Origin of the sequence: Devosia honganensis (genome assembly GCF_042648785.1) — a bacterium.
Classification (GTDB): domain Bacteria; phylum Pseudomonadota; class Alphaproteobacteria; order Rhizobiales; family Devosiaceae; genus Devosia; species Devosia honganensis.
The window spans coordinates 304,743-317,754 of record NZ_JBHRYD010000005.1 but is presented as its reverse complement, the minus strand read 5'-3'; the positions used below and the strand labels follow the sequence as shown (position 1 = coordinate 317,754).

At 59.7% G+C, this 13,012-nt stretch carries 7 protein-coding genes and 1 pseudogene; 5 read left to right on the top strand and 3 right to left on the bottom strand.

Annotated features, from left to right (window positions below; genetic code table 11):
• Window positions 1-160: 160 nt before the first annotated feature.
• Window positions 161-784, top strand: a complete 624-nt coding sequence (locus ACFOOL_RS08380; protein ID WP_380096498.1) for a GNAT family N-acetyltransferase — start codon at window positions 161-163, stop codon at window positions 782-784.
• A 93-nt stretch (window positions 785-877) separates the two neighbouring features.
• On the opposite strand, the gene ACFOOL_RS08375 is transcribed toward ACFOOL_RS08380, so the two are convergent.
• Window positions 878-1,231, bottom strand: a complete 354-nt coding sequence (locus ACFOOL_RS08375) for a DUF2200 domain-containing protein (RefSeq protein WP_380096497.1) — start codon at window positions 1,229-1,231, stop codon at window positions 878-880.
• 857 nt (window positions 1,232-2,088) lie between these two features.
• Here ACFOOL_RS08375 and ACFOOL_RS08370 point away from each other — a divergent pair.
• Window positions 2,089-3,735, top strand: coding sequence for a hypothetical protein (locus ACFOOL_RS08370; protein WP_380096496.1), 1,647 nt, complete (start codon window positions 2,089-2,091; stop codon window positions 3,733-3,735).
• A 27-nt stretch (window positions 3,736-3,762) separates the two neighbouring features.
• On the opposite strand, the gene ACFOOL_RS08365 is transcribed toward ACFOOL_RS08370, so the two are convergent.
• Window positions 3,763-4,797 carry a hypothetical protein gene (locus tag ACFOOL_RS08365; RefSeq protein WP_380096495.1) on the bottom strand — a complete coding sequence of 345 codons (1,035 nt, stop codon included), beginning with the start codon at window positions 4,795-4,797 and terminating at the stop codon, window positions 3,763-3,765.
• 436 nt (window positions 4,798-5,233) lie between these two features.
• On the opposite strand from ACFOOL_RS08365, the gene ACFOOL_RS08360 reads away from it, so the two are divergent.
• The 3 genes and pseudogenes from ACFOOL_RS08360 to ACFOOL_RS08350 all read left to right on the top strand — a co-directional run bounded on the left by ACFOOL_RS08360 (window position 5,234) and on the right by ACFOOL_RS08350 (window position 12,130).
• Complete coding sequence (locus ACFOOL_RS08360; RefSeq protein WP_380096494.1) at window positions 5,234-6,283, top strand: Fic family protein; 1,050 nt, start codon at window positions 5,234-5,236, stop codon at window positions 6,281-6,283.
• 343 nt (window positions 6,284-6,626) lie between these two features.
• Window positions 6,627-8,993 (top strand): annotated as a pseudogene (locus ACFOOL_RS08355) (hypothetical protein).
• 716 nt (window positions 8,994-9,709) lie between these two features.
• Window positions 9,710-12,130, top strand: coding sequence for a hypothetical protein (locus ACFOOL_RS08350; RefSeq protein ID WP_380096493.1), 2,421 nt, complete (start codon window positions 9,710-9,712; stop codon window positions 12,128-12,130).
• A 79-nt stretch (window positions 12,131-12,209) separates the two neighbouring features.
• Here ACFOOL_RS08350 and ACFOOL_RS08345 read toward each other — a convergent pair whose 3' ends face one another.
• Window positions 12,210-12,812: a GIY-YIG nuclease family protein gene (locus ACFOOL_RS08345; RefSeq protein ID WP_380096492.1), complete on the bottom strand. Its 603-nt coding sequence runs from the start codon at window positions 12,810-12,812 to the stop codon at window positions 12,210-12,212.
• Between the last annotated feature and the right edge of the window lie 200 nt (window positions 12,813-13,012).

Genomic DNA, 13,012 nt, shown 5'->3' with positions numbered 1-13,012 from the left:
TTGACGGAAGCGGCGACCAGCGCTCCCTCCTCCTTGAGGGGAGGGTTGGGGAGGGGGTGGATTTGGCGGAGCACCGAAGGACCCCCACCCCCGACCCCTCCCCTCAAGGGGGAGGGGAGCAAGACGGCGCTGATCCGCTTGACAGTGAAAGGCTCTAACCATGGCGCGGCTGCGTCCCTATGCGCCGGACGATCTGGATGCGCTCTATCGCATATGCCTGCTGACCGGGGACGCGGGCAAGGACGCCAGCGCGCTCTATCGCGACCCGCAACTGGTGGGCCATATCTATGCCGCGCCCTATGGCGTGCTGGAGCCCGAACACGCCTTCGTCGTCGAGGACGAAGGGGGCGTGGCCGGTTATATCGTGGGCACCCATGACAGCGAGGCCTTTTCCGACCGGATGGAGCGCGACTGGTGGCCGGCTTTGCGCCGGCGCTATGCCGATGCGACGGGCCTGAACGCGGCGGACCGGCAACGGATCGGCACCATCATGCGCCCGGAACGCCAGCCGGCGCAGCTTACCGCCCCCTGCCCCGCCCATATCCACATGAACCTGCTGCCGCATCTGCGCGGCCGGGGCATCGGCTCGCGCCTGCTCGGAACATGGATCGAACAGGCCCGGGCTGCCGGCGTCCGGGGCATCCATCTGGGCGCCAGCGCCACCAATGCGGGGGGCATAGCCTTCTGGACCCGCAGCGGCTTCGCCCCCGCGCTCCAGACAAAGGGCGCGGTCTGGTTCACCATGGAGCTCGGCTCCCGAGCGGGCCGGACCGGTAGCGGCTGAAATGTCTGCCGGACAAGCGGCCCGCTCGTCCCATATCGGCAACCGAACCCACTCCTGCGGCCGGAACCCGTCCCGTCCTACCTGCGGCGCGGGTCAGTCTCCCCGCAGGATTTTTTCCATCGCCTTGCCGCGCGCCAATTCATCGATGAGCTTGTCCAGATAGCGGATGTCACGCATGGTGGGATCCTCCACTTCCTCCACCCGGACACCGCATACAACGCCCTTGATCAGGTTGCGGGACGGATGCATCCGCGGCGCCTGTGCCAGGAAGGTCCTGAAGTCGACCCCGTTTTCCAATTGCGCGTCCAACGCGTCCTGGCCATAGCCGGTCAGCCAGCCGATGATCCGGTCGACCTCCGCTTTCGTGCGTCCCTTGCGCTCCGCCTTGGCAACATAGTGAGGATAGACGCTCGCAAAGCTGGTTCCAAAGATCCGATGTTCAGCCATGGTCTCGGCTCCTCCATGCCGCGCGCTGACAGGCCGGGATCGCTCCCACTCTTTAGTGATTTCGCCTATAAGTATCTGGTTTTTCTGTATAAAATCGCGACTTCCAATTAAAATGCCGCTATTGAGGCCAGCAAAATACTATCGCATTGATTTTATTGATTTTTTTGGAATTTTTAGCAGCGAAAAATTCTGTGGGTTATTGAAGACTATCGACGCTGAGGACTGTCTCAAAAACCTCTTCAAGAGGCAAACCATGACCGCGCTACCAGCCAGAAAAGTGCCGTCTCCTTTCATAGCAGGCTTGGGTCACCAAGGCGAGACGTCAGCCCATCTGCCAGCAACCAAGCCCGGAATGCGAGATACAAACTAGGCCGCCACCTGGACGCCTCGTACTCCCTCCTGAACTGGGCAGTCCCGCTGCCGACACAGGTCCGCTCATTCCTTCAGGTACTCTCGCAACTCTCCGTCGATCGGTAAAGTGCTAGCCGGCAACAATGGGGCTGTAAGCTGTCTGGCCGCTCTTGGAGGCAGCCCATCTAAAGTGGACACTCGCTCCCCTGGCGCCCCTCCGGTTTAACTGAGAGCGCGGGCAGATTTGCGGCTTTGGCGTAAGTGTCTCTCATCCGCTTCGGCCTGAGCAGCAGGCACTTAGTTCGTCAATTCTGGTTCAATCCCGCCGGTTACCGTCAAGCTTCGCCTCCACATTGCATTGAGGCCAAGATTCCGAAGAACTTGGCACGCCACGCCTGCATGATAGGATTCAGGTCACGTGCACTCTCACCTGAAACAAGAAGGCAGCTGTCATTAAAAACCTTGAGAAACACACGCGCATACCGGACGCCGAACCCGGCCAATGGTTGGAGAACGCGGTTGCCTCAGTCGAGTACCTCAAGCTGGCCATGACGGGTCAGTGGATACCCATCTATGTCAGTGCGCCGTTTTTCTACGTCCTCGCGGTCCTCATGAGTCAGGAAAAGGCTAATCCCGTGGACCATGCCAGGCTCGCGGGACTGTTCGTCGACGCCAGCTCGGGTTGGCGGCTGGAACATTCATGGGGCGGCGGTGAGCCCGAGCGCATGTATCTGGCCTCGGGACTTGGCGAGAGCGGGGGATCGACCTTCGCAGGAGGACAACAGCTTGTCTATCGCCGCCAGATGCATGGGCTGGAAGCCTACATCGAGTTGGACCAGCGGCTGGTCCAGGCGCTGGATGTCCACTTCATGCCGGAACGCAGCGCCTACTGCCGGATCAACGGCAGCGGCGACATCGAGGCGGTCATCAAGGTCGAACGGTTGCCGCCGGACAAGAACGGACATCGCGGGCACCTAGTATCCGTCAGGGCCGAGGACCTGGGCAAGTACATGGCCGTCACGGGGACGGTTCTCGCCGCTAAGTTCGACTTCACCCGGGTCGACCACAAGAAGATCGGTTTCGACGGCTGGGACGGTGCGGAGCGCGACAGCTTCAAGGCGCCCGACCTCGTGCATCATTCAGGGCGGGTGCCGGGTCGTTGCAGCTTCGCGAACGGCTGGATCATCGTCCGCCCCGCCAAGACAGTGGCCGAGGTGATGGAGGAGGAGAATGCTGCCGTGGATAGGTCAAAGAGGCAGCATGTCAACTTCATCATCCAAGATATCCGGCACGGCAGGATAGTGACCTGCTCGGCTGCACCGGGCGCCAGCACCAACTACTTCGACGCCGTCGAGGGTTTGCCATTCGAACTCTCTCCCGTTTTCTTCCGTGCCGAGGTAATGGCGAAATACAAGGCAGACACCGACAAGTACCAGATTGACGGTCGCATGATCCGCTGTCGAGAGGCCTGGGAACTGCGCTCGTTTGACATCAACGAGGCCGGACAGGTCCACACCTACCTGCAGGACCTGTCCCACCTGCCCTACGAGGAGCAGCTGTATTGGAAGTCGTTCAACGAGGAGCCGAAAGCGCCTATCTCGAAGCGAAGCTACACCAGCGACTTCCTCGGCGAATGGACGGACGAGATCGACCCGTTGGATGAACTCAAGCGGCTGACTACCACGCTCGACGGTGAATGCTTTCCATGGTGGGTTACCCGCGGCCAGGCCGTACGGCTGGCTGCCCAGTACCCATCGCTGGAGAACGCGGCGGAGTGGGGTGACGAAATCCTCCATCTGGACCAGCTCGTCGTGGAAGGCTTCAAGGACAGCGAATTGCGGAAAATCGCGGCCTTCCGCGGCGCGACCGTGGCAGCGAACTGGCGTTCGCTCCGCCTGATCGAGGCAATCCTGGTGGCCACTGGCAATTCGCCGGAGCAAGCCAAGGCCATCATGGTCCCGCTCCAGCGCATGCATGCCCTCAGAAGCATCCTGACGGCGCACACGGGCGGCGCCACCAAAGGCGAGGAGCAACGCAAGGCGATAGCGGAGCACAACACCTACCGCGCCCACTTCGAACATCTGGCATCGGGAGTGCTGGACGGCCTAACCGCCATCATCGCGGCTCTGGATGGCGACAAGGCAGTTACCTAGCCTGCTCAGGCAGGAAGCGCAGATCGGCTAATGGTGTGGATCGCCTAGCAGTTTCCCCGATGCCTCCTCCGCCAGCAGTGGCCTGATCCAGCTCTCCAGCTCACCGAGAGTGGCGGCGGCTGGGAACGGGTCCTCGTGCCATGGCGTCTGCTGCAGCGTGGCAAACGCGAAGGATTCGCACGACCTTCTCGGGTTGGTTTTCAGGATGTTGTGGTCGAAACTATCCCAGACCGCGCCATGGGTCCTCACGATGAATTCGGCCCACGACGCCTCCACCGCGGCCTTGGGGGCGATGTCGACCACGTCGAACTCGGCAAGCGAGCGCGTGGTGTTGCTCTGCCAGGCATCCAGCAGCAGTTGCCTGGCTTCCACATCGGTGCGCGGTGCGCTGTAGCCATAGACGGTGACGTAGTAGCTGTCTCGCATGTAGTCGAGAGACATGTCCCACTGCCCCTTGATGAAGGGGTCGGAGTTGTAGTCCTTCTCCGCCACCGGATAGAGCAGCCGGCTCGGCTTGAAGGCGCTGTCGCTTGGGCCGAGGTCGGACGTAAAGCGCACCTGGCGCGCTTCCAAGTTCACCGAGACATCGACATTGCCGTGCAGGAAGGCGATCTGTGGCAACACGTGCCCGAGGTGGCGCCAACGACGATAGGCCTGGGGAAGCAGCGGATCCCAGTTGAAGGTGACGATCAGGTCCTTGGGCCGAAGAGAGAGTATCAGGTAGTCATACAGGGTAGGTTCGTCGGGCAGCGTCAAGGTGGAGAAGTACCGCCTGACCGCGTCGTCGAGCCGTCCCAGCACGTCCTGGTTTCCGCTCTCGCTGATGGCGCTGTAGACAGTCTCGAAATTGCCGCTTGGGTCGTGGCCAGCTTCCCTAATGATGTCCTCGATGCCCAGTTTGACTACCAGGTCGGACATGACGGGAAGCAGTTTACCGTTCCTATCGCCGTTGGGGCAGCAAGCGCGGCTGGCCCCTGCGCCTAGGATGACCACATGAGGCGAGTGGTTGATGCCGCTCTCAATATCCAATTGCGGAAGTGTTTGCCTAGCCTGCTGGGACATAGTCTTCGATCCTCGTTGAAGGGAACGAAGTGCAGTTCACCCCCCGGATTTCGCAAACAGCCGGCAGGGGGGCCTTCCCCCTGGTCGCGGCGATGGAACCTAGCACGTTGTCGGAGATGCCCTATTCGAATTCGGTGGCGGTGAGAATGATTTATAGGAGTGGCCAAGGAATTGTTGTCCGAAATGCAGGATCGCAGAAGATGATAGGCTTGGTGTGGCATAAGAGTTTTGGGACATCCAATTGAGTTCTGTACACGCCCGCGACGTGATCCTCATCAGCAAGGCCCAGCGGCTAATCTCTCCGACATCGGGCGCATCATGACCACCTACGACAGCCATCTCATCGAAGGACATGACATGCACCATGCGAGATTGGGTGTGAATGGATGAGAAATTGGGTTGGTAGATTGGGCGTAAATGGGTGTATAATTGGGTCATGATCAACGCGACTACCATAAAAATCACCCCCGAAATTCTGAAGCTCATTGCTGAAATCGATGAGTTCAAAGGCGCTTGGCGAGCTCTCGGCACACTGGCGCCAGAGCGGCTTTCGGCTCTACGCCACGTGGCCACCATCGAAAGCATCGGGTCATCTACCCGTATCGAAGGCAGCAGACTCACCGACCGGGAAGTAGAGCGGCTTCTGTCCAATCTTGAGATTAGGTCGTTTACGACGCGCGATGAGCAGGAAGTCGCAGGCTATGCCGAAGTGATGGAACTGGTTTTCCGCGCTTGGGGTGATATCGCCCTCACCGAGAACCATATCCGCCAATTGCACCGGGATCTGCTCGCCTATAGCGACAAAGACGGATGGCATCGTGGGGCCTACAAGACCAATCCCAACAACGTCGCTGCGTTCGATGAGCATGGTAACCAGATCGGCATAGTTTTCGAGACCGCCAGCCCATTTGATACCCCCAAGCGCATGACTGAGCTCATAAGCTGGTTCAATCAGGAGCTTGAGGACCAGCAATGGCATCCCCTGCTGGCGATTGGTTTATTTGTGGTTGTATTCCTCGAAATACACCCGTTCCAGGACGGCAATGGTCGGTTGAGCCGCGTGCTGACGACCCTGCTTCTGTTGCGGGCCGGATATACCTATGTTCCCTATAGCTCGCTCGAAAGCGTTATCGAGCAAAGCAAAGAGGGATATTATCTGGCCCTGCGCCAAACACAGGGCACTATCCGCAGCGAAGCGCCTGATTGGCAGCCTTGGTTGAAGTTTTTCCTACGGGCGTTGCAGCACCAGGCTCGACGGCTTGCCGCCAAGGTCGAGCGGGAAAAGCTGCTACTGGGCGCCCTGCCCGAGATCGCTCTGCAAATCCTCGATCATGTCCGGCAGCATGGGCGCATCACCGTGTCCGAGGCTGTCACGATTACCGGCATCAGCCGCAATACGCTCAAAGTGCATTTCAGGACGCTGGTGGAAAAAGGCCATCTGGTTCTGCATGGCAGCGGCAGAGGCGCTTGGTATGGCCTTGCCTAGCAACTCAAGGCGGTCTGCTATTTATACCTGCAATATTAAGATGGTGAAACGAAGGCGCGTACGGCCTCGCCTGCGACCAAGGTTTCCACGTAGCGGCTAAGGTGCTGAGTAGGTTCGGAAGATCATGAAGCCATGATGTCAGCCCGACGCTGTTTAAACAATGCCACCCATATTTGAATAACGCAGATGCTAACGTAAGCGACTTAAATAGGCTCGTCGCTCTCTGCTCGCTCCAACGGAAGGATAAGCCGTCGATCGACAACGGATGGGGCATCCGGTGCGACGAATCGGATAGGACCGCGCCCTCTTCAACCATCGCAGACTATCTTCATAGCCTACCCATATGACTGACCTTCCGCATACCAAGCTGCTTGCCCGCAAGATCTCAGATTTCTGCCGCCTCCGTGTCGATCCCATGTTGCCTCCTCAGGACAGCGCGCGGATCAAGGAATTTCTCCTCGACCTGATCGCCCGGTCGCAAACGCCGCCTCGCAAGGTACGCGGCTACGATTGGGACGAAATCGCCCTTCAATGTGGCCTCGACAGGAATGCTCTTCGGGACGCGATAGCGGTGATCGAGCCGGCACTTGATGCAATCGTGCGGAACACGAAAAACCCAACCAAGCGCCCTTCCACCAGAACACAAGGCGCTCAGGAGCCAGCGCCGCGCCCGCGACGCGGTCGTCTCAGGAAGCCGCCGCAGGAAAAGGCAGGCGCCACCCGACACTTTGCCGCAACGGATCGATCGCAGGAAACAGCCGCTACAAAGCGGCAAAGGCCGGGCACAAAGCCACGCACGATCGAGGAGTTCCCCACGTCCCTCTTCGATGGTTGGATTGATCCACCGGCCTTTCGGGAGGCACTGGAACTACACATGCGCCGGCACGGTGACAGCTACTGGCATCTCCACCGTGCCGTTGTCCGCGATGACGAAAAATTCGACCACTCGACCATCCGTCACTGGCTACAGGGATCGAAAGCCCCTCGCAGCGTTGCGAGCATGGAGGTGCTCGGTCGCATCGAACGCCGGTACCGCCTTCCGGCAGGATATTTCAAGGCGAAGCTGCCGCATCAGACTCGGTCGGCCTCGGGCTATGTTCTCGACGATATCGCCCCGGCCGAGCGACGGCGGCTCGCTTGGCATCTGCCCGACGATTTCAACATACGTCCGCGCCAAGAACAGGAGGAAATCCTCGAATGGGTTCGGCGCGTCATCATCAGGGGTTCGACCGACTACAGGCGCTTCCAGGCAGCCGCGATGAAGCAGCGCTACGCGATCCGCTTTCCAGGGATCACTTACGGTCAGGCTGACACCGCGGGCGAACGCTATAGAGACAGATGCGAGGAGCAGGACGAAGACAGCGTTTCCTTCGCCGATCCCGACCTGCGATCCGGCGTCATGGACGCCCCACCTGTCCTCGCCATGGAAATGGTCGAACTCATCCGCTTCAAAACCGCAACGCTCACGGCATTCGGTCTCCAGCGGAACGGTGTTTGGGGCGAAGAGACGGCATCACAGAAGGTCGAGCATCTCGGCCTGATGTTTGGCGCCTTGGCCGCCCATCCGCGGGGGCCCGTGCGTGGCTACGGCGTGCCGCCGCAGCACCTGACCTTCGGGCTGCTCGTCTTCCCCTCGATCTGGGACTGGTACGTGCAATGGCGCGAGAGGCGGCGCGGCTTCTATACCGCCTGGGAGGTGGATATGCTGCGCATCTCGCTTGCCCTCACCCGAAAGGAAACGGGATGGCTGCGGCAGCACCCTCATCTCAGAACGCGGCTCCGGCCTATCGCCGGCCTGGTTACACAGGAAGACATCGACCGCGCATGTGCGGACTGGGACGATGCCTGCGACGTCTATTTCAAGCATGCGTCCTCCCGCGTGAAGGAGATTCAACGTGTCGCGCGGGTCCATCGCGACCCGTTCGAGCCGATCATGCCGGTATTGGAGGCCGAAAGCCCGGTCGGCGAATATCGGAAGATCACGGAGGAAATCCTCCGGCTCATGCCGGACGAGCGGCTCTATCGTCGCCCGGCGGCGGAAGCCGTCCGCTCGTTCCTGATGCTGCGCTTTGGGCTGCACCTTGGATTGCGACAGAAGAACCTGCGCCAGCTGATGGTCTGTGAGCGCGGACGGCTGCCGCGGTCCGAGCGCCAGCTCGCCGACATGAAGCGCGGCGAAATCCGATGGAGCGAACGCGACAAGGGCTGGGAGGTGCTGATCCCGTCGGTCGCCTTCAAGAACGCCAACTCGTCCTACTTCGGGAGCAAGCCGTTCCGATTGATCCTGCCCAACCTCGGCGGTCTGTAAGATCACATCGAAGCCTATGTCGATCGCCACAGGCGTGTGCTTCTTGGTGGAGCCGAGGACCCGGGCACGTTCTTCGTGAAGACGGTGAAGACGACGAGCAGGGACGCCTCATACGATCAAAACACGTTCTATGAAGCTTGGCGTCTGACGATCCAGCGATATGGAATCTACAACCCCTACACTGAAAGGGGCGCGATTGCCGGCCTTCTCCCTCACGGCCCGCACAATGTCCGTGACGTGCTCGCGACGCATATTCTGAAGCAAACAGGTTCTTACGAGCAGGCGAGCTATGCCATCCAGGACACACCAGACATGGTCGCACAGCACTACGGCCGCTTCCTGCCGCAGGATAAGGCGGCCCTCGCCGCGCGGATTCTAAACCAGGTCTGGCAAGCGGCGTAGACGGATTTCGAGGGGGAATTAGAAGCTCGATTCCCCCTTGCCTAGCAACTCAAAGCGGTCTGCTATTTATACCTGCATACCAAGACGGTGATGAACTGTATGGCAGCACGAGTTGGATTGTTGGCAGAGATAGAGCGGCACGAGAGCTATCAGGACTGAATAGGCTTTGTCGGCTGTCTACTACAACTGCCAAAGAGTCCCATAAGCGCGGACCTACGAGCAACATTGGGAAGATCGGCCACGAGATCGGCCGAATTCACTCACCAATTGAAAATTCATGATTATAATTTTGTAATTAGATGAATTTTAGATCGGCCAATTGTATAGAAGAAGCCGCATAGAGCCAGTGCGCCTTGGGGGGTATCGGAGAATATTTCGGATGCCCTGGCGGAGCTTTCTACCGCATCGGCCACGTTGGGAAAGACGCTGCATCCGCGCACCGCAGCTAATCTCTCCGACATCGTGCGCATCATGACCACCTACGACAGGCACCTCATCGAAGGACATCGCATGCACCCACGCGGTATCGGGTGTAAATGGATGAGAAATTGGGTTGGCATATTCAGCCGTTAGCTCGTGATCTAATTGGTCCTGGCCTAACGAAGTGAATGCACGTTCCCTCTCCACGAACGCATGCCTTACGTAGACTGTGAGCGCGCGCCGCTGTTTGACCAAAACCCAACCAACGGGTGATAGTGCGGAAAAGAGGGGGTGTGATGCGCAAGCTATTCATGCGTCTATTAACTGCAGGCACTGAAGATGAGGTTCAGGCGATCTTGGACGCGGACGGTCTGAGTTCGGACACATCGAAGTGGACGCCTTACGGCGACAACGAGTCGTTCTACGGTGTGGTTGAGAACCAGCAAGCCCACCCCGTGCCTGCATTGGTTGAAAAGATCACTAATGGCATCGACGCCATTCTCGAGAAGAAGGTGCTCCAGGACGGTCTGGACATTCGATCGCCCGCCGCGCCGAGGAGCGTACGGGAGGCGCTGGACCGATACTTCCCCGACCATCGCAACTGGGATCTGGGCGATGCGCGGCGCCGGCAGGCCGGGGAATTGCAGATTGTGGCCAGTGGCCCACGTCGAGACACATCGCTACTCGTCTACGACGACGGCGTAGGTCAGGCCCCCGCCGACTTCCCAGGAACCTTCCTGTCTCTTCTACGTGGCAACAAGAACGACGTTCACTTCGTACAAGGCAAGTACAACATGGGCGGCGCCGGCGCGATCGCGTTCTGCGGCGATCGCCGGTTCCAGCTTGTCGCGAGCAAGCGCTACGATGGATACCAGCCGCTGGGCTTCACCCTGCTCCGTCGCCATCCGCCCGCCCTGGCTGAGGCAGCGAACCGCAAGAATACCTGGTACGAGTATCTCATCTTCGATGGGAATGTGGCGGCAATCGAAATCGACGAGTTGGATGTCGGCCTAGAGGGCCGGATGTTCCGTACCGGTTCACTCCTAAAGCTCTATTCCTACCGCCTTCCGGAGGGCTCGCGCTCAATCATCTCGCGCGACCTCAACCTAAGCCTCAACGAATTCCTGTTCGAGCCCGCGCTTCCATTCCTGACAGTCGACAACAACGAGCGCTATCCAGACAACCGCGCGCCCGTGACCCCGGTTTACGGCCTGAAGCGTCGGTTAGAGGCCGACACGGAGACGGTAGAGACCAAGTTCTCTGAGGTGTCGCGCACGCATGAGTTGGGGGAGCTCGGCATCACCGTTTACGTCTTTAAGGCGCGATCCCGCGACCAGGGAGTCAAGGAGACGAAGCAGTACATCCAACGCGAGTACTTTAAAAACAATATGACCGTGCTGTTCTCTCTCAACGGGCAGGTGCATGGTTCCTACTCGTCAGAGTTTGTGACACGCGCCTTAAAGATGCCACTGCTGAAGGACTATCTGCTTGTTCATGTCGACTGTTCGAGCCTCCACCTCGAAGTTCGTAACGAGCTCTTTATGGCGTCGCGCGACCGGCTAAAGGCGGGTGATAAGGCCGATGCTATCCGGAAGCATCTCCGCGACATGCTCCTAGCCAGCGAACTCAAGGAGATTTCCCGCCGCCGAAAATCGAGCCTCGGCGTGGACAGCGGGGACGCGGGCCAGATGCTCCGCGATCTCACACGCAATATGCCGATGAACGAGGCGCTGAGTCGCATCCTAAGGCAGACCTTCGACATCGCCGAGCAAAGGCCGGGCACTGCGCCGAAGAAGCAGCGCGACGAGCCGCAGCGGCCCAAGCGGGAGCCGCGTGATGCCCCGCCATTCGATCCGCAGCGCTACCCATCGACGTTTCAGGCCAAGGGAGGTGATGCACAAGAGAGCGGTCTTAAGCTGTACCGGCTGCCAGCGGGCGGAAGCCGCACTATCGCCTTTGCCACAGACGTCGAAAACGACTTCTTCGATCGAACAGACGATCCCGGCAACCTATCGCTTTCCATCATGCGGCCGTCCAGCAAGGGCGACGGCGGTGGCGGCATACCGGACCTCAGCGAAGGGGGCGACCTTCTGGATGTGGTGCGCACGAGCCCGCTAGAGGGAACGATCAAAGTTGGTCTAAGGGCAACGGGGCAGATGAAGGTTGGCGACACTGTAGAACTGGTTGCGACCCTCACCAGCCCGCACGGCGATTTAACCGAGACCTTGCTGGTGCAGATCACCGATCCCGAAAGGAAGCCGTCGCGCAAGGAACCCGACATCGAGCCTCCGCTAGGTATCCCAGAGCTCGTTCTCTGCTCGAAGGAGGGGGGCGCCGGGCTCAAGTCATGGGATGAAATCAACGAGGCGGGCGTCGAGATGAGCCACGATGTTGTGGTCTATCCCTTTGTCGACGACGATAAGCTGTCGCGGATCTATCTCAATGTGGACAGTAGGGTTCTGAAGGACTTTAACGCGGGTGCTCGCTCACCCGAGGCAGTGGAGATTGCCGAAAGGCGTTACATCAGCGCTGTTTACTTTCACACGCTGTTCCTCTTCGCCACGACGAAGTCGCGGAAGTACGACTTGAAGAGGAGCGATGGCTTGGACGGCCACGAAGTCGATCTGGCCGATTATGTGTCCGATCTTTTCAGTTCATCTTACGCGCAGTTTCTCCTGAATTTTGACACCGTCAATTTGATCGATGCAGTCGGTTGAATGAAGCGGATTCTCGCCACCGAATAACGCGAAATCTTGTGGCTAATGGCCATCGCCCACGCACTTTGCCGCAAAGCGGCTATGCGCCGACGAACTCCGTCTTAAGAGCGTCAAGCGACGCGTAGGCGAACTCGCCACCAAGCGACCAGCCTTTTTGATCGCAGATGCGGAGAAGACGCTGTTCAAAGCGGTGGGCATCCGCGCCTGAGCTGAACACCCGGAGACTGATCGGAACGTAGCGGATCGTCGCGCAGGGCGGGAGGCCGCCAGTGAGCTCGGCCATCCGGCGATCTAGGTCGTGCGTGCGCCCGATCTTGACGAGCGCACGGCCGTCTACCTCAACCTGGGGCGCAAGGACACAGATCGGACCGTCAACCAGCAGCAAGTACACGCCGGTCCGACCGTCGACCACAGTGGAAATACGCGGACCGAAGGCGGGGGCCGGGCCACGAGAGCTCCGGACATCGACGTTCCAGTCGTCCGGAGAAATCGATCGGCGAATCCGGGCGACCTCGTTCGCCAGCGCTGCGGGCTTGCCGCCGAACTCGCGCCAGACCTGAAGATCAACAGCGCCGCCGGGGCGCAGTCCTGCATCCCTTCCGGGAGGCGCGGCGGGGTCATGGCGCCCGAAGTTGCGCAGACGTAGAGCAATTCCTGCCGGATTGCGGAACGACGCGAGCACTGCGCGTCCATCGCGGCGGCCGCGGCGGCCAGTTGCCCTAAGCATGGTCGACAGCGCAATGACCCCGGGATGAGTCTTTTCCCGCCTTTGGAGCGCTGAGGTAGAGTTCCATGAGCAGGACGGTCTCTTCGCGCGACCAGTCGGGATTGCGCCCGCGATCCTTTACCTCCGATCCGTCCACTTCTTCCCTCGCCAAAAAG

Coding starts and splice junctions, on each gene's coding strand:
- ACFOOL_RS08380 (WP_380096498.1), top strand. CDS start 161: ATGGCGCGGCTGCGTCCCTATGCGCCGGACGATCTGGATGCGCTCTAT.
- ACFOOL_RS08375 (WP_380096497.1), bottom strand. CDS start 1,231: ATGGCTGAACATCGGATCTTTGGAACCAGCTTTGCGAGCGTCTATCCT.
- ACFOOL_RS08365 (WP_380096495.1), bottom strand. CDS start 4,797: ATGTCCCAGCAGGCTAGGCAAACACTTCCGCAATTGGATATTGAGAGC.
- ACFOOL_RS08360 (WP_380096494.1), top strand. CDS start 5,234: ATGATCAACGCGACTACCATAAAAATCACCCCCGAAATTCTGAAGCTC.
- ACFOOL_RS08350 (WP_380096493.1), top strand. CDS start 9,710: ATGCGCAAGCTATTCATGCGTCTATTAACTGCAGGCACTGAAGATGAG.